The sequence below is a fragment of the Scandinavium sp. NPDC088450 genome (assembly GCF_044900545.1).
Classification (GTDB): domain Bacteria; phylum Pseudomonadota; class Gammaproteobacteria; order Enterobacterales; family Enterobacteriaceae; genus Scandinavium.
In genome coordinates, this window is sequence record NZ_JBJDNI010000014.1 from 83,660 (window position 1) to 103,093 (window position 19,434).

Here is a 19,434-nt window from a genome sequence, read left to right on the forward strand (position 1 = left end):
GGCGCAGCCGCCATCAGGCAATAAAAAAGGCCGCATTCGCGGCCTTTTTTATGGGCAAAACGGGATTATGCGTAAACCGGGAAGCGGGCGCAGATATCCAGCACTTTACCTTTAACACTCTCAATGATGGCTTCATCATTGATGTTGTCCAGCACATCACACATCCAGCCAGCCAGCTCTTTCACTTCAGCTTCTTTGAAGCCGCGGCGAGTCACAGCCGGGGAACCGATACGGATACCGGAAGTCACAAACGGGCTCTTTGGATCGTTTGGTACGCTGTTTTTGTTAACAGTGATGTTGGCACGGCCCAGCGCAGCGTCAGCTTCTTTACCGGTCAGGTTTTTGTCGACCAGATCCAGCAGGAACAGGTGGTTCTCAGTTCCACCAGACACCACTTTGTAACCACGGTTCAGGAACACTTCCACCATCGCTTTGGCGTTTTTCGCGACTTGCTGCTGGTAGGTTTTGAACTCTGGCTCCATCGCTTCTTTCAGCGCCACTGCTTTCGCCGCGATAACGTGCATTAGTGGGCCGCCCTGCGCGCTTGGGAAGACAGCGGAGTTCAGCTTTTTGTACAGCTCTTCGCTGCCGTCTTTCGCCAGGATCAGGCCACCGCGTGGACCCGCCAGCGTTTTGTGGGTGGTGGTGGTCACAACGTGAGCGTGTGGAACCGGGTTCGGATAAACGCCTGCGGCAATCAGACCCGCAACGTGCGCCATATCAACAAACAGGTAAGCGCCGATGCTGTCAGCGATTTCACGCATTTTGGCCCAGTCAACTACGCCGGAGTAAGCAGAGAAGCCGCCGATAATCATCTTCGGTTTGTGCTCTTGTGCCTGCTTAGCCATATCTTGGTAGTCAATTTTACCGGACTCATCGATACCGTAAGGGATGATGTTGTACAGCTTGCCGGAGAAGTTAACCGGAGAACCGTGAGTCAGGTGGCCGCCCTGCGCCAGGTTCATACCGAGCACGGTATCGCCCGGCTGCAGCAGCGCGGTGTAGACCGCAAAGTTCGCCTGAGAACCAGAGTGTGGCTGCACGTTGGCGTAATCTGCGCCAAACAGCTCTTTTGCACGGTCGATAGCCAGTTGCTCAACGATATCAACGTATTCGCAGCCGCCGTAATAGCGCTTGCCCGGATACCCTTCAGCGTATTTGTTGGTCAGCTGAGAACCCTGAGCCTGCATCACGCGCGGGCTGGTGTAGTTTTCGGAGGCGATCAGTTCGATGTGCTCTTCCTGACGTACTTTTTCCTGCTCCATAGCCTGCCACAGTTCGGCATCATAATCGGCAATGTTCATTTCACGCTTTAACATCCGCATCTCCTGACTCAGCTAACAGTAGTTTTTACCGCTTAAAAGGGGGGCCCTTTTGGGCAACGGCGAACAGTATAACTGATAAGTTCTGTGATAACAGGTCTTGACAAAGGATTTTACGCAAACGATTACTTCGCCGTCACACAAGGGTTTGAGCAATAAAGGTAACGCCCGGACAAACGGATTTCTTTTCAGGTTTGTGATGCAGGATTTTCACCTTGCGAAGAACCCTTTACATCTCAGGGTCATTTTTATAACATGCATTCAAAATGCATCATTAAAAACCTTCAAAAGGATATTGCTATGCTCGACGCCCAAACCATCGCCACCGTCAAAGCCACGATCCCCCTGCTGGTCGAGACTGGACCGAAACTGACCGCCCATTTCTACGACCGTATGTTTGCCCATAATCCGGAGCTCAAAGAGATCTTCAATATGAGCAACCAACGTAACGGCGACCAGCGCGAAGCGCTCTTCAACGCCATTGCCGCTTATGCCAGCAACATTGAGAATCTGGCGGCGCTGCTGCCTGCGGTGGAGAAAATTGCTCAGAAACATACCAGTTTTCAGATTAAACCCGAGCAGTACGCCATTGTTGGCGGTCACCTGTTAGCGACGCTGGATGAGATGTTCAGCCCGGGTCAGGAAGTACTGGACGCGTGGGGCAAAGCGTACGGCGTGCTGGCAGACGTGTTTATCAAACGCGAAGACGAAATCTACCAACAGAGCGCGGCGAAAAATGGCGGCTGGGAAGGCACACGCCCGTTCCGCATCGTCAGCAAACAGCCACAAAGCGCGCTTATCACCAGTTTTGAATTTGAAGCCGCAGATGGCGGCGCGGTGGCTGACTATCAGCCAGGACAATATCTCGGCGTGTGGCTGAAGCCTGAAGGCTTCGCGCATCAGGAAATTCGCCAGTATTCCCTGACTCGCCAGCACGATGGCAAGCGCTATCGTATTGCCGTGAAACGTGAAAATGGCGGGCAGGTCTCCGAGTGGCTGCACGATGTCGCGAAGGTGGGCGATGTTGTCCATCTGGCTGCACCAGCAGGCGACTTCTTTATGCAGATTGATCCTGCGACACCGGTAACCCTGATTTCGGCTGGTGTCGGCCAGACCCCGATGCTGTCCATGCTGCACGCACTGGCAGCGCAGAAACACACGGCTCAGGTTAACTGGTTCCATGCCGCTGAAAATGGCAAAGTCCACGCTTTTGCTGAAGAAGTGAAAACCCTGGGCGCGAGCCTGCCGCATTTTGCTTCTCATGTCTGGTTTAATGCCCCAGAAAGTGGGGATGTATTTGACAGCAAAGGACTGATGGACTTACGGGCTCACGAAGGCGCATTCAGCAGCCCGGCGATGCAGTTCTATCTCTGCGGCCCGGTCGGATTTATGCAGTTTGCCGCGAAACAGTTAGTGGAGCTGGGCGTGAGCACAGACAACATCCATTACGAATGTTTTGGCCCGCATAAAGTGCTGTGATGTGATGTGAAAAACGAGCCCGGCGGCGCGATGCTTGCCGGGCCATTGGGGAAGAGATGCTCAGATTGCCGCGTCGTCTTCTTCACCGGTACGAATACGAATCACGCGTGCCACGTCGAAGACAAAGATTTTGCCATCGCCAATCTTGCCGGTCTGCGCGGTGCGGATAATGGTGTCCACACAGGTGTCGACGATATCGTCCGTCACCACGATTTCAATTTTCACCTTCGGCAGAAAATCGACCATGTATTCCGCGCCGCGATACAGCTCGGTATGACCTTTCTGACGACCAAAGCCTTTCACTTCCGTTACCGTCATCCCGGTGATGCCAACTTCCGCCAGCGCTTCGCGCACATCATCGAGTTTGAAGGGTTTAATAATCGCATCAATCTTTTTCATGGTTTCCTGTCTTATCCGCGTAACCGGTTGCTTACCCTATCATAACGTTGGTGTGTTTGCCGGGCTACTCTTTAAAATCGTTGGCGTCCAGTTCGTGACGGGACAGCAATTTGTAAAACTCAGTACGGTTGCGCCCCGCCATTCGTGCAGCGTGCGTCACATTGCCTTTGGTGATTTGCAGCAGTTTACGCAGGTAGTTCAGTTCGAACTGATTACGAGCTTCAACGAACGTGGGCAGCGCGGTGTTCTCGCCTTCCAGCGCCTGCTCTACCAGCGCATCACCAATCACCGGAGAAGACGTCAGCGCCACGCACTGCTCAATGACGTTCACCAACTGGCGCACGTTGCCCGGCCAGTTAGCGGTCATCAGACGCTTCATGGCGTCGGTGGAAAAGGCGCGTACAAACGGCTTGTGTCGGTCTGCCGACTGACGCAGCAAATGATTCGCCAGCAGCGGGATATCTTCCGTACGCTCAGCCAGAGAAGGGATCTTCAGGCTGACGACGTTAAGGCGGTAATACAAGTCTTCGCGAAACTCACCGCGCGCCATGGCTTTCGGCAAGTCGCGATGCGTCGCGGACAGGATGCGCACGTTGATATCAATATCGCGGTTGCTGCCCAGCGGGCGAATTTTACGTTCCTGAAGCACACGCAGCAGTTTTACCTGCAACGGCTGCGGCATGTCGCCAATTTCATCCAGAAACAGCGTGCCGCCTTCGGCTGCCTGAAACAGCCCTTCTCGGTTGCTGACCGCGCCGGTAAATGCGCCGCGAGCGTGACCAAACAGCTCAGATTCCAGCAGTTGCTCTGGCAACGCGCCGCAGTTAATGGCGATAAACGGGTATTTGCTGCGTGGGCTGGCGTTGTGAATGGCCTGAGCGAAAATTTCTTTCCCGGTGCCGCTCTGCCCGTTAATCAATACGCTGACGTCCGATTGGGCCACCATGCGTGCCTGCTCAAGCAGACGTAACATCACCGGGCTGCGGGTGACGATAGACTCACGCCATTGGTCGTCTGTCGCCGCAGCGGTGTGCACCAGCGCGTCATCTATCGCTTTGTAGAGTGCGTCTTTATCGACGGGCTTGGTCAGGAAACTGAACACGCCCTGCTGTGTGGCAGCCACAGCATCCGGGATTGAGCCATGCGCGGTCAGGATGATAACCGGCATGCCTGGCTGAACCTTCTGGATTTCAGCAAACAGCTGAAGCCCGTCCATTTCATCCATCCGTAAATCACTTATCACCAGATCGATTTTTTCCCGCGCCAACACGCGCAGCCCTTCCTGCCCACTTTCGGCCGTCTGCACGGAAAAACCTTCGCTGGTCAGGCGCATGCCCAGCAGCTTCAGCAGGCCGGGATCGTCATCGACCAGTAAAAGGCGAGCGGGCTTACGTCCTGTCATGGCTTATCCTCTCCAGTGGCGGGCGCATCTTTGGTGGCCGGAGCGGTATCGCCCGGATGGGTGCCATCTGGCACTAAGCTGCTGCCTGAAGGTTTGCGGCTGGAAAGTTGGCGCTCGATATCAGTCAGATTTTCCAGCTTGCGGGTGGTTAAATCGAGCTGGCTGCGCAAATGCTGTTGCTGCTGACGCAGCGTGTCCATTTCGCCATCAGCGCTCTGCTGGAGCTTACTGTAGCGAGAGCGCTCGTCGGAAAGCTGCAATTGCAACGCCTGACCGTCACGCCAGACCTGATACAACGGGCGCACCTGAGAAGGAATTTGTGGGCTGAAGCTGTCGAGGCGACTGACGGTCTCGCGACGCTCCAGCGGCGTAATTTTCGCACTGCCTAACAAAATGCCGCGACGAAACGCATCCTGCCAGCTGTCGTTGGTGTGCAATTTAGCCTCGGTACGCGCCATTTCAGGCGACAGCCGCTCGGCACAATCCATGCCGCGCAGCCAGTAAAGTGGGTTCTTTTCCGTCGTTTCGCCGTGCAGGAACCAGACATCGGCACAATCGGTTGAGAGAAAATCGGCAACCTGCTGTTGTGGCAGTTTTTCTTCGTCGCTGGTCGCGTTGGCGTGTTGTGCAAACGGCGAGTTGCATCCGGCCAGTAACAGACATGACGCTCCGGCCACGAGCGTGAAAATAATGGGGGACATATTCACCAGACATTGCTTCATTTTATGGGTTTATCCGTGTCTGAAAGAGAGAGTTCGATGCAGAAGCACACATTTCCCGGCTGATTGTCGGCCAGTCGCAGGTCGCCCCGCATTCGCCGCACACAATCCCGGGCAATACTCAGCCCCAGACCACTTCCCTTCACAGCCCCTTTACGTTGATGGCTGCCCTGATAAAAAGGCTCAAAAATGAGGGTTTTTTCCGCATCCGGGATCGGCGTCCCGCTGTTGGCCACCTCAAGGAAAACGCTGTTTCCCTGTTGGTGGCTGCGCAGATAAATGTTACCGGATTCAGCCCCATAGTGCACCGCATTGGAATAGAGATTATCCAGCGCGCTCATCAGCAGCATCGGCTCCGCCCAACAATAGCGAGCCTCCAGCTCCACGCTGGTATGCATCATTTTAGCTCTTGCCGGCAAACTGTGGGCAGAGACCACCATTTCTACCAGGGGTGCCAGCTCCGTTTTTTCCATTTCCAGTGGGGTATCGGCCAGTTTTCTGTTGTAATCAAGCAGTTGCTCAATCAGTTTTTGCAGGTTCCGGCTGCTGTCATCGAGAATAGACACCACTTCTTTTTGCTCTGCCGTGAGCGGCCCCACGACCTGGTCAGCCAGCAATTCAGTGCCTTCGCGCATACTGGCGAGCGGCGTTTTCAATTCATGTGAAAGATGGCGTAAAAACTGGTGACGCTGCGATTCAAGCCAGGACAGGCGCTCACTCAACCACACGATACGCTGGCCAACAGACCGTAATTCACGCGGGCCTTTAAACAGAGCCGTACTGCCGAGCGTTTTCCCTTCCCCCAGACGGTTAATCATTTTTTCAATGCCCTTCACCGGGCCGATGATCATGCGGGTGAAAAGCAGCATCATGGTCAGGCTAACGAGGAATAATACCAGCGCCTGCCAGCCGAAAAATTGTCCCCGCTCCGCAATTTCTTGCTGAAGTTGCTGCCCACGAGAGAACACCACCGCACGCGTGGCTTGCACCATTTCAGTATTCGCGGTGGCGAAAGCTTCAAGCTGTGCCGCGGCATCGTTATCAGGCCCGCTGTTTTTACAGCGCAGTTCGCTGAGACTGTTCAGCCCCTGACGCAAGGCTTGATAGAGTTTATCGTCGGGTAACACGCCCGCATGCGCATCCAGCATGCTGCTGTAGCGCTTGCGCTGCCCTTCATAGACTTTGGCGAGGGTGGCGTCATCCAGAACGCAGTACTGGCGATAGCTGCGTTCCATTTCCAGCGCAGCGTTGGTCATGGCTTCGCTGCGGCGCGCATCAATCAGTGTGGTTCGGTTGGTCATCGCGGCCTGATCGCTGAGCGCATTCAGGCTTTGCCAGGCCTGCCACGCCAGCACTAAAAGCGGCAGCAGGATCAACAGGAAGGAGAGCATCACCAACTGGCGTAGCGAACGAGGGAAAAGAGACCAGCGTTTCAATGAGTTCGTCCCTAAGAATAAGCGTTCTGGCAGGGTAACTGAGGACAGGGTACAGATACAACAACGCCGGGTAAGAACCCGGCGTTATAGAGAATAAGGCGGTGCCTAACTCGACGTTTCGCCCGATGGTTGATATAGCTACGCTGATATCAGAAGTTGGACGGCAGGCACCTGTTTGTGCGTCATTCGAGGTTTATGTAGCGCTTCCCGAAGGGGCTGACATAAGAAGGTGAATGAGCCACTGGTTATTATTATGCAGCATCTGTGCCACATTTCAAAACAGTTCGTTAACACACTAATATTACTGAGCATTTCACTATTTATTAGGCTGCTTAGGGTTGAGCGTTTTTTGCTCATGCTGTCGCTAAAAAGAGACACAACCTAACACTAAAAATAAAAGCAATAATATTCAATGAATTAAGTGTCTCTAATCAGCGACATCTGAAATGTACCCTGTCGCTATTTTCAGACACTTTTGTTTAATCGCCGGGTGGCGCTGCGCTAACCCGGCCTACGGGGTTTGTTGGCCCGGCAAGCGAAGTGCCGCCGGGCAGTACATCAACCTAACTGTTTACGCGCGTTGCGGAAAATGCGCATCCATGGGCTGTCTTCGCCCCAGTTTTCCGGGTGCCACGAGTTTGCCACGGTGCGGAACACGCGCTCCGGGTGCGGCATCATAATGGTCACGCGACCGCTTTCGCTGGTCACTGCCGTGATACCGTTCGGGGAACCGTTCGGGTTCGCCGGGTAGTTCTCCGTCACATTGCCGAAGTTATCGACGAAGCGCAGTGCCACCAGCCCTTTGCTTTCAAGCTGTGCCAGATGAGCCGCATCGCGAACTTCCACATGCCCTTCACCGTGAGACACGGCAATAGGCATCTGCGAACCCACCATTCCCTGCAACAGCAGTGACGGGCTCTGAGTGACTTCTACCAGACTGAAGCGAGCTTCAAAACGGTCTGAGTGGTTACGCACAAAGCGCGGCCACAGGCTGCTGCCCGGGATCAGTTCGCGCAGGTTGGACATCATCTGGCAGCCGTTACACACGCCCAGCGCCAGGGTTTGCGGACGATGGAAGAAGGTTTCGAACTCATCGCGCACGCGGTTGTTGAACAGAATGGACTTCGCCCAGCCTTCACCCGCACCCAGCACGTCACCGTAGGAGAAACCGCCACACGCCACCAGCGCCTGGAAATCTTCCAGACCGGTGCGGCCCGCCAGCAGGTCGCTCATGTGAACGTCGATAGCATCGAAGCCAGCGCGATGGAACGCAGCCGCCATTTCAACATGAGAGTTCACGCCCTGCTCACGCAGAACAGCCACCTTCGGACGTGCGCCTTTGGCAATATACGGCGCCGCCACATCTTCGTTGATGTCGAAGGAAAGCTTCACATTGAGGCCAGGATCGTTATCGTTACGCTTGGCTTCGTGCTCTTGATCTGCACACTCTGGGTTGTCACGCAGGCGTTGCATCTGCCAGGTTGTTTCCGCCCACCACATACGCAGCGTGGTGCGGCTTTCGCTGTAGACCGGATGGCCGTTCGCGGTGATCACGAAGCGATCGCCTTTCTCGGCCTGACCAAGGTAATGCACGCAGTCCGCCAGACCGTGGGAAGCGAAAATGCCTTCAACGAGCGCACGATCTTCGGCACGAACCTGAATCACACCGCCGAGTTCTTCGTTAAACAGCGCAGCCAGGCGATCGTCACCCAGCGCGGCGATATCTACATTCACGCCGCAGTGGCCGGTAAACGCCATTTCAGCCAGCGTGACCAGCAGACCGCCGTCTGAGCGGTCGTGCCAGGCCAGCAGTTTACGTTCTGCCACCAGCACCTGCATGGCATCCCAGAAGCCTTTCAGCTGTTCGACGCTGCGAACGTCCGCGGTTTTATCCCCTAACTGGCGATAAACCTGAGCCAGCGCCGTTGCGCCCAGTGCGTTATGGCCTTTGCCAAGATCGATAAGCAACAGCGCGTTGTCTTCAGTAGAGAGCTCTGGCGTCACGGTGCGACGCACATCTTCAACACGACCGAAAGCGGAAATGACCAGTGACAATGGCGACGTCATTTCACGCTGCTCACTGCCTTCCTGCCAACGGGTTTTCATCGACATGGAGTCTTTGCCGACCGGAATGGTCAGACCCAGTGCCGGGCACAATTCTTCGCCCACTGCTTTAACAGCAGCGTAGAGACCCGCGTCTTCACCCGGATGCCCGGCTGCGGCCATCCAGTTTGCCGACAGCTTGATGCGCTTCAGGTCGCCAATCTGGGTGCCTGCAATGTTGGTCAGCGCTTCACCCACGGCAAGACGAGCGGATGCCGCGAAATCGAGCAGAGCAACCGGAGCGCGCTCACCCATCGCCATCGCTTCGCCATAGTAGCTGTCGAGGCTGGCAGTGGTCACCGCGCAGTTAGCTACCGGAATCTGCCATGGGCCAACCATCTGATCGCGAGCCACCATGCCAGTGACGCTGCGGTCGCCAATGGTCACGAGGAACGTTTTTTCCGCTACGGTTGGCAGATGCAGAACACGATTCACCGCATCGGCAAGCGTGATGCCCTGGCGATCCAGTGCTTCACCGTTCGCGGACAGGGTTTCTACATCGCGAGTCATTTTCGGCGTTTTGCCAAGCAGAACGTCCAGCGGCAGGTCGATAGGCTGGTTGTCGAAATGCGTATCGTTGAGGCTCAGGTGCATCTCTTCGGTGGCTTCACCGATAACCGCATACGGCGCACGCTCACGACGGCACAGCTCGTCAAACAGCGGTAACTGTTCCGCAGCCACCGCCAGCACGTAACGTTCCTGTGATTCGTTACACCAGATTTCCAGCGGGCTCATGCCTGGCTCATCGCTGAGGATATCGCGCAGCTCGAATTTACCGCCGCGCCCGCCGTCGCTCACCAGCTCTGGCATGGCGTTAGACAGGCCACCCGCGCCCACATCGTGGATAAACAGAATCGGGTTCGCTTCACCCATCTGCCAGCAGCGATCGATCACTTCCTGACAGCGGCGCTCCATTTCCGGGTTATCACGCTGCACGGAAGCGAAATCGAGATCCGCATCAGACTGACCGGAAGCCATGGAAGACGCCGCTCCACCGCCCAGCCCAATGTTCATTGCCGGGCCACCGAGGACGATCAGCTTCGCTCCGACGTTGATCTCGCCTTTCTGCACGTGATCGGCGCGAATGTTGCCGATCCCGCCTGCCAGCATGATCGGCTTGTGGTACCCGCGCAGCTCTTCGCCGTTGTGGCTGTTGACCTTCTCTTCGTAAGTACGGAAGTAGCCGTTCAGCGCCGGGCGGCCAAATTCGTTGTTAAACGCCGCGCCGCCCAGCGGGCCGTCAGTCATGATGTCCAGCGCGGTGACAATACGATCCGGCTTGCCAAAATCTTCTTCCCACGGCTGCTCGAAGCCTGGAATACGCAGGTTCGAAACAGAGAACCCAACCAGACCCGCTTTTGGCTTCGCGCCACGCCCGGTTGCGCCTTCATCACGAATTTCGCCACCGGAACCGGTCGCCGCGCCCGGCCATGGGGAAATGGCGGTTGGGTGGTTGTGAGTTTCAACTTTCATCAGGATATGTGTCGGTTCCTGGTGGAAGTCATAGCGCAGACCGTCGCGATCCGCGTAGAAACGCCCGACGTCAGAGCCTTCCATCACTGCCGCGTTGTCTTTATAAGCAGACAGGACGTGATCCGGCGTGGTCTCGAAGGTGTTCTTGATCATCTTGAACAGCGACTTCGGCTGCTGTTCGCCATCGATGACCCAGTCGGCGTTAAAAATCTTGTGACGACAGTGCTCCGAGTTCGCCTGAGCGAACATGTAGAGCTCGATGTCGTTCGGGTTGCGGTTCAGTGTGTTGAACGCTTCGTGCAGATAGTCGATTTCATCTTCTGCCAGCGCCAGACCCAGACGCAGGTTAGCTTCGACCAGAGCCTGACGACCCTGCCCCAGCACATCGACGCTGGACACCGGCGCAGGCTGGTGATGAGCAAACAGATTTTCCGCGTCTTCCAGTGCCCCGAAGACGGTTTCCATCATCCTGTCGTGCAACTCAGCGGCCACGGTAGCCCACTGTGCTTCGCTCAGTGTTGAGGCTTCAACGTAATACGCTACACCGCGCTCAAGGCGAACAATCTGGGCCAGGCCGCAGTTGTGGGCGATGTCGGTTGCTTTTGAAGACCAGGGAGAAATGGTGCCAGGACGGGGGGTGACGAGCAGGAGTTTTCCGGCGGGAGTATGGCTGCTGAGGCTTGGACCATACTGCAGCAATCTTGCCAGGCGGGTGTGTTCCTCTTCTGAGAGCGGTGCGCTCAGTTCGGCAAAATGCACGTACTCGGCGTAAATATTGCTGACCGGAAGGTTGGCTGCCTGAAAGCGTGCCAGCAGTTTGGTAATACGAAATGCAGACAGTGCAGGCGAACCACGCAGAATTTCCATCATAAGTCTCTCGTCTTCTGGGTTTCAGTGTGCGCAATGGCGGAAAACGGGCGCCATTATAGAGCATCCTGGGCGGCGACGTAACCGTTTGCGTAGAAATAAAATGACCGCTCCGTTTTTATCACCAGGTGCGACAAAGACGACTAAGAGGTTGCCAACTGCCGCATTGTTACGCAAAATGCCGCTCATTCTGTAGTGCCCCTAAACTTTAACATGGTAACTATTGCCTGAGATTGCTCTCACCACAGAGAATTAACTAATTGAAAAAATTAAAGATTAATTATCTGTTTATCGGCATTGTCACCCTGCTACTGGCAGCGGCGCTTTGGCCTTCTGTTCCCTGGTTCAGTAAGCCAGAGAACCGCATCGCGGCCATTCAGGCTCGCGGTGAGCTGCGCGTCAGTACTATTGTTTCCCCTCTGACCTTCGCCAGCATCAAGGAGAAAGACTACGGTCTGGACTACGAGATGGCCCAGCAGTTTGCTGACTACCTCGGCGTTAAGCTTAAAGTCACCGTACGCCAGAACATCAGCCAGCTGTTTGACGATCTCGATAATGACGATGCCGATATGCTGGCCGCCGGGCTGGTGTACAACAGCGAGCGCGTGAAAAACTATCAGGCAGGTCCTGCCTACTATTCTGTTTCTCAGCAGTTGGTCTATCGCAAAGGCAATTTCCGCCCACGCACGTTGGCAGATATCACGGCTCAACAACTGACTATCGCCCCGGGTCACGTCGCCATTATCGACCTGCAAGAGCTGAAAGCGAAAAAGTACCCTGACCTCGGCTGGACAGTCGATGACAAACGCGGCAGCACGGAACTGATGAACGACGTGATTGACGGTAAGCTCGATTACACCATCGCCGATTCCGTTGCGATTAGCCTGTTCCAGCGCGTTCACCCGGAACTGGCCGTGGCGCTGGATATTACGGACGAACAACCCGTCACCTGGTTTAGCCTGAAAGATAGCGACAACACCCTGCCTGCGGCGATGCTCGACTTCTTCAATAACATTAATGAAGACGGCACGCTGGCGCGCCTGGAAGAAAAGTACCTCGGTCACGGCGATGATTTCGATTATTTCGATACGCGCACTTTCCTGCGTGCGGTCGATAACGTCCTGCCCGATGTTCAGCCGTTATTCCAGAAATACGCTCAGGAAATCGACTGGCGCCTGCTGGCGGCCATCGCCTGGCAGGAATCGCACTGGGACCCGCAGGCAACATCACCGACAGGTGTGCGCGGCATTATGATGCTGACCAAAAACACGGCGCAAAGTCTGGGGCTGACGGACAGAACCGATGCGGAGCAAAGCATTAGCGGCGGGATGCGTTATCTGCAAGACATGATGGAAAAAGTGCCGGACACGGTACCGAAAGATGAACGCATCTGGTTTGCGCTGGCGGCCTATAACATGGGTTACGCACATATGCTGGATGCGCGAGCGTTAACGGCCAAACAAAAAGGCAATCCGGACAGTTGGGCCGATGTGAAGCAACGTTTGCCGTTACTCAGCCAGAAGCCTTATTACAGCCGCCTGACGTACGGCTATGCACGCGGGCACGAGGCTTATGCTTATGTGGAAAACATTCGTAAGTATCAAATAAGCCTGGTGGGGTATCTGCTGGAGAAAGAGAAGAAAACGGCGCAGGCACTGGAGTTTGCACAGGACTACCCCGCCGTTCACCCTGATGAGCTGAATCACACCAGCCTCGGCCTGTTGCCCTTCATTTCATTACAACCAGACCAGCGCAATGGTCAGATTGAAGTGAAGCATAACAAAATGCTGGTTGAGCTCACCCACAACTAAGATGACGAAGCTGCACGTTTCAGGGCTTTTTTCTGCTCACGGCGCTGACGGAAGAAATCACTCAACATGGAAGAACACTGCTCTGCGAGCACACCTTCGGTGATTTCCACGCGGTGGTTCATGCCGGGATGATGCAGCACATCGATAAGCGACCCCGCAGCCCCCGTCTTCGCATCACGCGCCCCAAACACTAAGCGGCCAATACGGCTGTGAACCATCGCTCCGGCACACATCACGCAAGGTTCAAGCGTCACATAAAGCGTTGCGTCAATCAGGCGATAATTTTGCAGCACCAGGCCGCCCTGACGCAGGGCCATGATTTCAGCGTGAGCGGTCGGATCGTGACGGCCAATCGGCCGATTCCAGCCTTCGCCTATCACTTGATTGTTGTGTACCAGCACAGCGCCAACCGGCACTTCCCCTTCATCCCAGGCACGTTGAGCCAACGTCAGCGCATGGCGCATCCAGTCATCATGGGTAAATTCAGTGTCGGACAAGGCGGCTACTCCGTTTGAAAAGCGGCGCATTATACACAGCGCCAGGGGTTTGCACTATTCAAGTTGCTGCAACTTTCCTGTTGGCGTCACCCGCCATCTGTGCTCGCAGAAATAGAGCAGCGGGTTATCCTGATTGCTGTCGCTATAGCCACTGTATAAGCGCAGTGGTGTGCCGATTTTCTGTTCGAGTTGGGCGACTTTTTCATGCCCAAGACAGCGCAGCGTGAGCACCCAACCGCCGTAGCGACGTTCCATCAGGCTGGCAATCAGATTCACTCGTGGCAGCCAGGGCGTATCAAAATAAACCTGTTCAACCAGCGGCTTTGGTGAGCCGGTAATCAGCCAGACGTCGGCATCAGAACTGGTCAGATACCCGGTCAGCCGTTCGTGGACCACCGGAAAAGTCGTGACGTGCTCACGGAACCATCCTACAAATCTCGCCTGAAGCGCGTTAAGCCGTGCTTCACTGTGTCCAAAAGTCGCCCCCCACAACAACAGGCTCATCGGCCAGCGTGCAGCCCGCCCTTTGACCAGCAGCGCGATGCCCGCCACCGGCAGGACGATGAGCACCAGCAGTGCGTTTAACGGATTGTGGCGCAGCAGAAAACGAATAAAACTGCCGAACATGTCCTGCTGATGCAGGGTGCCATCAAGATCGAAAAAAACTACCCGACGCGGATTGCTGACCAAACCTCTCTCCTCAAAATGGTGAGCGTGTAAACGCCACGCCTGTCAGATAGCCTAACAGCCTGACCCTAACATTTCCAAAAACGAAAAGCCCTGCGCCTTTCACTCTGCTGCGGGAGAGCGTATCCTTTTGATTAGCATGATGAATCGGTTAACAATACGGCAACACGTGCTGAGTCAGTGCATGACGGTTAACCACAATCCCCTATACTCAAGACAAAATTCGCACAGGCGGCCACAAAAAGGCCTGCTGGAGAGCCAATGAACTGTTTGATTCGCATCCGTCAGCGTTACCCTGGGCTTGCGCAAAGCGATAAAAAGCTGGCTGATTTTATTCTGGCGCAGCCCAATGAAGCGCGTCACCTCAGCTCGCAGCAATTGGCCGCCCTCTCAGGCGTAAGCCAGTCGAGCGTGGTGAAATTCGCTCAGAAGATGGGTTTCAAAGGGTTTCCGGCGTTAAAACTGGCGTTGAGCGAAGCGCTGGCGAGTAATCCTAATCCTCATTCTGTGCCGGTACACAACCAGATCCGCGGCGACGACCCTTTGCGCCTGGTGGGCGAAAAGCTGATTAAGGATAACGTGGCGGCGATGCATGCTTCGCTGGACGTGAATACCGAGGACAAACTACTGGAAGCTGTTTCGCTGCTACGAAGCGCTCGTCGCATTCTGGTGACCGGCATTGGTGCCTCTGGCCTGGTGGCGCAGAACTTTAGCTGGAAGCTGATGAAGATAGGGTTTAACGCCGTTGCCGAACAGGATATGCATGCGCTGCTGGCGACGGTTCAGGCCATGACAACAGAGGATTTGCTGCTCGCTATTTCTTATTCCGGTGAACGCCGGGAAATTAACATGGCAGCGGACGAAACCCTGCGAGTGGGGGGAAAGATCATTGCTATCACCGGATTCTCTCCAAACGCGTTGCAGCAACGCGCCAGCCACTGCCTGTATACCATCGCCGAAGAACAGGCGACCCGAAGTGCAGCCATTTCGTCTACCAGCGCCCAGATGATGTTGACTGATTTACTGTTTATGGGATTGGTCCAGCAGGATTTGGAACATGCCCCGGAACGTATCCGTCACAGCGAAGCATTGGTGAAAAAACTGGTTTGAACAGGAAATGAGCGTATAATGCCCGCCCTGTTTGTGTTGTTTCTGAGAATTTCCTGATGGCGCTGTTAATCACCAAAAAATGCATCAATTGCGATATGTGCGAACCGGAGTGTCCGAACGAGGCCATTTCGATGGGCGACAGCATTTATGAGATTAACAGCGATCGCTGTACGGAGTGTATCGGCCATTACGAAACTCCGACCTGCCAGAAAGTGTGCCCGATCCCCAATACCATCATTAAGAACCCGACACATCTGGAAAGCGAAGAGCAACTGTGGGACAAATTTGTTCAGCTGCACCACGCGGACAAAATCTAACTTTCCATTATCACGGTTGCACAGGCGTAATGACGTTCATCAGCGAGCGTCACATGCATCTGCGTCACACCTAACTTTTCGGCAAGCTCTGCCGCCGCGCCCCAAAGCCGCAGCTTCGGTTTGCCCAATTCATCGTTGTAAACTTCAAACTGTTCAAACGCCAGGCCGTTACGAATACCCGTGCCCAGTGCCTTCGACGCCGCCTCTTTCACCGCAAAACGTTTAGCCAGAAAACGCACCGGCTGTTGATGCGTTTCCCAGGTTTTCCATTCGTTATCGCTGAGCACGCGCCGCGCAAGGCGATCGCCGCTACGGGCGATCACTGCCTCGATGCGGGCAATTTCCACGATATCGGTGCCAATGCCCACGATAGCCATTACTGACGCGCTTCCAGCATCAGACGTTTCATTTCTGCCACAGCCTCTTTCAACCCACTCATTACCGCGCGGCCGATAATGGCGTGGCCGATGTTGAGTTCATGCATTTCTGGCAGTGCTGCAATCGCCTTTACGTTGTGATAGGTCAGGCCGTGACCGGCGTTGACTTTCAGGCCGAGGCTTGCCGCGTATTTCGCCGCCTGAGCAATACGTTCCAGCTCTTTGGCCTGTTCAGCTTCAGTTTCTGCATCGGCATAGCAACCGGTGTGAATTTCGATATACGGCGCGCCCACATCAGCGGCAGCTTTGATCTGCTCGCGATCGGCGTCAATGAACAGTGAAACCAGAATTCCGGCATCAGCCAGACGCTTGCAAGCATCCCGCATTTTGTCGAGCTGACCGGCGACATCCAGCCCACCTTCGGTGGTCACTTCCTGACGTTTCTCTGGCACCAGGCAGCAGAAATGAGGTTTGGTATCACAGGCGATGGTCAGCATCTCTTCCGTGACCGCCATTTCCAGGTTCATGCGAGTATCGAGGGTCTGGCGCAGAATACGCACATCGCGATCAGTAATATGACGACGATCTTCACGCAGATGAACGGTTATCCCGTCTGCACCTGCCTGTTCAGCGATAAACGCCGCCTGAACCGGATCAGGATAGGCAGTACCGCGTGCATTGCGCAGAGTGGCGATGTGGTCAATGTTGACGCCTAACAGTAATTCAGCCATGACAATCCTCGTTATTGATTTTAGATCGTAGAATCCCCTCTCCCTGGCCCTCTCCCAAAGGGAGAGGGAACTTAACGGTGCTTCTGACGTCCCCCTCTCCCTCGGGGAGAGGGTTGGGGAGAGGGGAACTAAACTTATGTACGCTTCGGCACAAACTGCCGGAACAACTCCCGGCTCTTCAGCGGCTTACCGCCAAGATAGGGCTTGAGCGCCATGCGGGTGAAGCGCTTTGCCGCCCGTAGCGCATCGACATCCCGAAACTCACGGCTGGCGAGCGCTTTCAAATGGTGCCCGGTAAAAGTGTTGTTATCAATCACCACGCTTGCGATAAACCCTTTTTCCTCACGATAACGGTAGGTCATGGTGTCTTCGACCGGCTCGCCGCTGCCCGCACAGTGCAGAAAATCGACGCCGTAACCCAGATGTGCAAGCAGCGCCAGCTCAAAGCGGCGCAGCGCGGGCTCCGGTGTGCCCGTCACGCCTGCCAGCGCCTGGAGGCAGTGCAAATAATCGAAAAAGAGTTCAGAAAAACGGGTTTCGTTTTCCAGCACGCGAGAAAGGAGTTCGTTGACGTACAAGCCGCTGTAGAGCGCAATACCGCTTAACGGTAAAGCCAGCGAGACAGCTTCGGCACTGCGCAGCGTTTTGACGTCGCCACGGCCACCAAAACGGACCAGTAAGGGAGTAAAGGGCTGAAGCGCACCTTTGAGATTTGAACGTTTGGAACGTGCGCCTTTAGCCACAAGGCGCACGCGACCCGACTCTTCCGTGAAGACGTCCAGCATCAGGCTGGTTTCGCTCCAGGGACGACTATGCAGGACAAAAGCGCGCTGCCAGCCCTCCATCATACTCGTCGTCTTTCAGGCTGCAGGTGCGTTGGCTGCACCTGTTCACCCCAGTCACTTACTAAAGTAAGCTCCTGGGGATTCTCAGTCTTGCCGCCTTCCTGCAACCAGAAAGCCATAGAGTAGTTTACTTAGAGGTCGTCGACGTAACCGAGACTGCGCAGGGCGCGCTCGTCATCGGCCCAGCCGGATTTCACTTTCACCCACAGTTCCAGGTGAACCGGGGCTTCAAACATTTCCTGCATATCTTTACGAGCTTCGATACCGATGGTTTTGATTTTGGCACCTTTGTTGCCAATCACCATCTTCTTCTGCCCTTCGCGCTCAACCAGGATCAGACCGTTGATGTCATATCCGCCACGCTCGTTGGTCTGGAAACGTTCGATTTCAACGGTGACCGAGTACGGCAGTTCTGCGCCAAGGAAACGCATCAACTTTTCGCGAATGATCTCAGAGGCCATAAAGCGCTGAGAACGATCGGTGATGTAATCTTCCGGGAAGTGGTGTGTGGCTTCCGGCAGGTGCTTACGCACGATGCCTGCAAGCGTGTCCACGTTCAGGCCGGTTTCCGCAGAGATCGGCACGATATCCAGGAAGTTCATCTGGCTGCCGAGGAACTGCAGGTGCGGCAGCAGGTCCGCTTTTTCCTGCACGTTATCGACTTTGTTCACCGCCAGAATGACCGGCGCACGACCGCCACGGAGCTTGTTCAGCACCATTTCGTCGTCTGCGGTCCAGCGGGTGCCTTCCACTACGAAGATAACCAGTTCAACGTCGCCAATCGAGCTGCTCGCCGCTTTGTTCATCAGGCGGTTAATGGCGCGTTTTTCTTCCATGTGCAGACCTGGGGTATCCACGAAAATAGCCTGATAGGGCCCTTCAGTGTGAATACCCACAATGCGGTGACGCGTCGTCTGCGCTTTACGGGAAGTGATAGAAATCTTCTGACCAAGCAGGTTGTTCAGCAGGGTGGATTTGCCGACGTTGGGACGTCCAACGATGGCAATAAATCCGCAGTAACTCTTTTCGTCGCTCATTCCAGCTCCAGTTTTTTCAGCGCCTGTTCGGCGGCAGCCTGCTCCGCCTTGCGACGGCTGGAACCTGTGCCAACTACCGGTTCACTCAGGCCACTGACCTGGCAGTGGATAGTAAATTCCTGATCGTGGGCTTCGCCACGCACCTGCACCACCAGATAGGAAGGCAGCGGCAAATGACGACCCTGTAAATATTCCTGCAAACGCGTTTTCGGATCTTTTTGTTTATCGCCCGGGCTAATTTCATCCAGACGAGTTTGATACCAGCTTAAAATCAGCTTCTCGACGTTCTGAATATCGCTGTCGAGGAAAACACCGCCAATCAGTGCTTCAACGGTATCCGCGAGAATCGATTCACGACGAAAACCGCCACTTTTCAGCTCACCCGGCCCGAGACGCAGGCATTCGCCCAGTTCAAACTCGCGAGCGATTTCTGCCAGCGTGTTGCCGCGTACCAGCGTGGCACGCATACGGCTCATGTCACCTTCGTCAACGCGCGGAAAACGGTGATACAGCGCGTTGGCAATCACGTAACTTAAAATAGAGTCACCGAGAAATTCCAGGCGTTCATTATGCTTGCTGCTTGCACTGCGGTGAGTTAACGCCTGTTGCAACAGATCCTGATGTTGAAAAGTGTAGCCCAGCTTCCGTTGAAGCCGATTAATTACGATGGGGTTCATGCTTTACCAATAGATGAATGCGTCAATAATTCAGCACACGAAACCGACCTGATAACAGCCAACGCGGTTTCGTGTGCCGTGGATCCCTTGCGGGTACCAACCTAAAACTTCGGGGGGACATTCTATACGCAACGACGGGAGATGT

General features: G+C 55.0%; 16 protein-coding genes and 1 pseudogene. 4 read left to right on the forward strand and 13 right to left on the reverse strand.

The genetic code is table 11. The annotated features are described in order from the left end of the window. Positions 1 to 65: 65 nt before the first annotated feature. Positions 66 to 1,319: a serine hydroxymethyltransferase gene (gene glyA, locus ACI2I2_RS14045; RefSeq protein ID WP_404658465.1), complete on the reverse strand. Its 1,254-nt coding sequence runs from the start codon at positions 1,317 to 1,319 to the stop codon at positions 66 to 68. A 303-nt stretch (positions 1,320 to 1,622) separates the two neighbouring features. Between glyA and hmpA the strand changes: the two genes are divergently transcribed. Beyond that, positions 1,623 to 2,801, forward strand: coding sequence for an NO-inducible flavohemoprotein (gene hmpA / locus ACI2I2_RS14050; RefSeq protein WP_404658466.1), 1,179 nt, complete (start codon positions 1,623 to 1,625; stop codon positions 2,799 to 2,801). Between the two features lie 60 nt (positions 2,802 to 2,861). Here the strand turns inward: hmpA and glnB are convergent, their stop codons facing one another. The 5 genes from glnB to purL all read right to left on the reverse strand — a co-directional run bounded on the left by glnB (position 2,862) and on the right by purL (position 11,203). Beyond that, entirely contained in the window at positions 2,862 to 3,200 is a 339-nt protein-coding gene (glnB, locus tag ACI2I2_RS14055) for a nitrogen regulatory protein P-II (protein ID WP_002914032.1), read from the reverse strand. A gap of 64 nt (positions 3,201 to 3,264) precedes the next feature. After that, positions 3,265 to 4,602, reverse strand: coding sequence for a two-component system response regulator QseF/GlrR (gene glrR / locus ACI2I2_RS14060; protein WP_404658467.1), 1,338 nt, complete (start codon positions 4,600 to 4,602; stop codon positions 3,265 to 3,267). After that, positions 4,599 to 5,324 (reverse strand): two-component system QseEF-associated lipoprotein QseG, encoded by a 726-nt coding sequence (gene qseG / locus ACI2I2_RS14065; RefSeq protein WP_404658468.1) that lies wholly within the window; start codon positions 5,322 to 5,324, stop codon positions 4,599 to 4,601. The genes glrR and qseG overlap by 4 nt, the downstream gene beginning before the upstream one ends. Beyond that, positions 5,321 to 6,757, reverse strand: coding sequence for a two component system sensor histidine kinase QseE/GlrK (gene qseE, locus ACI2I2_RS14070; protein ID WP_404658469.1), 1,437 nt, complete (start codon positions 6,755 to 6,757; stop codon positions 5,321 to 5,323). Before qseE ends, qseG begins: the two co-directional genes overlap by 4 nt. A 558-nt stretch (positions 6,758 to 7,315) precedes the next feature. Beyond that, positions 7,316 to 11,203, reverse strand: a complete 3,888-nt coding sequence (gene purL / locus ACI2I2_RS14075; protein WP_404658470.1) for a phosphoribosylformylglycinamidine synthase — start codon at positions 11,201 to 11,203, stop codon at positions 7,316 to 7,318. 224 nt (positions 11,204 to 11,427) lie between these two features. On the opposite strand from purL, the pseudogene mltF reads away from it, so the two are divergent. Continuing rightward, positions 11,428 to 12,901 (forward strand): annotated as a pseudogene (mltF, locus tag ACI2I2_RS14080) (membrane-bound lytic murein transglycosylase MltF); the annotation flags it as partial. 106 nt (positions 12,902 to 13,007) lie between these two features. On the opposite strand, the gene tadA reads toward mltF, so the two are convergent. Together tadA and yfhb are read right to left on the reverse strand one after the other, a co-directional pair. After that, a complete protein-coding gene (gene tadA, locus ACI2I2_RS14085) occupies positions 13,008 to 13,538 on the reverse strand; it encodes a tRNA adenosine(34) deaminase TadA (RefSeq protein ID WP_404658471.1) in 531 nt (176 codons plus the stop codon). A gap of 24 nt (positions 13,539 to 13,562) precedes the next feature. Beyond that, the gene (gene yfhb / locus ACI2I2_RS14090; RefSeq protein WP_404658472.1) at positions 13,563 to 14,198 is read right to left on the reverse strand and encodes a phosphatidylglycerophosphatase C; all 636 of its coding nucleotides are present in this window, start codon (positions 14,196 to 14,198) and stop codon (positions 13,563 to 13,565) included. Between the two features lie 258 nt (positions 14,199 to 14,456). Here yfhb and ACI2I2_RS14095 point away from each other — a divergent pair, with 258 nt between their 5' ends. Both ACI2I2_RS14095 and ACI2I2_RS14100 read left to right on the forward strand, forming a co-directional pair. Next, entirely contained in the window at positions 14,457 to 15,305 is an 849-nt protein-coding gene (locus ACI2I2_RS14095) for a MurR/RpiR family transcriptional regulator (protein WP_404658473.1), read from the forward strand. A gap of 56 nt (positions 15,306 to 15,361) precedes the next feature. Further along, a complete protein-coding gene (locus ACI2I2_RS14100) occupies positions 15,362 to 15,622 on the forward strand; it encodes a YfhL family 4Fe-4S dicluster ferredoxin (protein ID WP_404658474.1) in 261 nt (86 codons plus the stop codon). Here ACI2I2_RS14100 and acpS read toward each other — a convergent pair. The 5 genes from acpS to rnc all read right to left on the reverse strand — a co-directional run bounded on the left by acpS (position 15,619) and on the right by rnc (position 19,289). Further along, complete coding sequence (gene acpS / locus ACI2I2_RS14105) at positions 15,619 to 15,999, reverse strand: holo-ACP synthase (RefSeq protein ID WP_404658475.1); 381 nt, start codon at positions 15,997 to 15,999, stop codon at positions 15,619 to 15,621. The genes ACI2I2_RS14100 and acpS overlap by 4 nt on opposite strands. Next, positions 15,999 to 16,730 (reverse strand): pyridoxine 5'-phosphate synthase, encoded by a 732-nt coding sequence (gene pdxJ, locus ACI2I2_RS14110; RefSeq protein ID WP_404658476.1) that lies wholly within the window; start codon positions 16,728 to 16,730, stop codon positions 15,999 to 16,001. Before pdxJ ends, acpS begins: the two co-directional genes overlap by 1 nt. A 134-nt stretch (positions 16,731 to 16,864) precedes the next feature. Next, entirely contained in the window at positions 16,865 to 17,575 is a 711-nt protein-coding gene (gene recO, locus ACI2I2_RS14115; protein ID WP_330985886.1) for a DNA repair protein RecO, read from the reverse strand. 131 nt (positions 17,576 to 17,706) lie between these two features. Continuing rightward, positions 17,707 to 18,612 carry a GTPase Era gene (gene era, locus ACI2I2_RS14120; protein WP_330985870.1) on the reverse strand — a complete coding sequence of 302 codons (906 nt, stop codon included), beginning with the start codon at positions 18,610 to 18,612 and terminating at the stop codon, positions 17,707 to 17,709. Continuing rightward, positions 18,609 to 19,289, reverse strand: a complete 681-nt coding sequence (gene rnc / locus ACI2I2_RS14125; protein ID WP_097163305.1) for a ribonuclease III — start codon at positions 19,287 to 19,289, stop codon at positions 18,609 to 18,611. Before rnc ends, era begins: the two co-directional genes overlap by 4 nt. Positions 19,290 to 19,434: the final 145 nt, after the last annotated feature.

What these genes read in the sequence shown, in the direction of transcription:
- ACI2I2_RS14100 (WP_404658474.1), top strand. Translation starts at nt 15,362, where the DNA reads ATGGCGCTGTTAATCACCAAAAAATGCATCAATTGCGATATGTGCGAA.
- qseG (WP_404658468.1), bottom strand. Translation starts at nt 5,324, where the DNA reads ATGAAGCAATGTCTGGTGAATATGTCCCCCATTATTTTCACGCTCGTG.
- tadA (WP_404658471.1), bottom strand. Translation starts at nt 13,538, where the DNA reads ATGCGCCGCTTTTCAAACGGAGTAGCCGCCTTGTCCGACACTGAATTT.
- recO (WP_330985886.1), bottom strand. Translation starts at nt 17,575, where the DNA reads ATGGAGGGCTGGCAGCGCGCTTTTGTCCTGCATAGTCGTCCCTGGAGC.
- glrR (WP_404658467.1), bottom strand. Translation starts at nt 4,602, where the DNA reads ATGACAGGACGTAAGCCCGCTCGCCTTTTACTGGTCGATGACGATCCC.
- era (WP_330985870.1), bottom strand. Translation starts at nt 18,612, where the DNA reads ATGAGCGACGAAAAGAGTTACTGCGGATTTATTGCCATCGTTGGACGT.
- glyA (WP_404658465.1), bottom strand. Translation starts at nt 1,319, where the DNA reads ATGTTAAAGCGTGAAATGAACATTGCCGATTATGATGCCGAACTGTGG.
- hmpA (WP_404658466.1), top strand. Translation starts at nt 1,623, where the DNA reads ATGCTCGACGCCCAAACCATCGCCACCGTCAAAGCCACGATCCCCCTG.
- purL (WP_404658470.1), bottom strand. Translation starts at nt 11,203, where the DNA reads ATGATGGAAATTCTGCGTGGTTCGCCTGCACTGTCTGCATTTCGTATT.
- rnc (WP_097163305.1), bottom strand. Translation starts at nt 19,289, where the DNA reads ATGAACCCCATCGTAATTAATCGGCTTCAACGGAAGCTGGGCTACACT.
- ACI2I2_RS14095 (WP_404658473.1), top strand. Translation starts at nt 14,457, where the DNA reads ATGAACTGTTTGATTCGCATCCGTCAGCGTTACCCTGGGCTTGCGCAA.
- glnB (WP_002914032.1), bottom strand. Translation starts at nt 3,200, where the DNA reads ATGAAAAAGATTGATGCGATTATTAAACCCTTCAAACTCGATGATGTG.
- pdxJ (WP_404658476.1), bottom strand. Translation starts at nt 16,730, where the DNA reads ATGGCTGAATTACTGTTAGGCGTCAACATTGACCACATCGCCACTCTG.
- acpS (WP_404658475.1), bottom strand. Translation starts at nt 15,999, where the DNA reads ATGGCTATCGTGGGCATTGGCACCGATATCGTGGAAATTGCCCGCATC.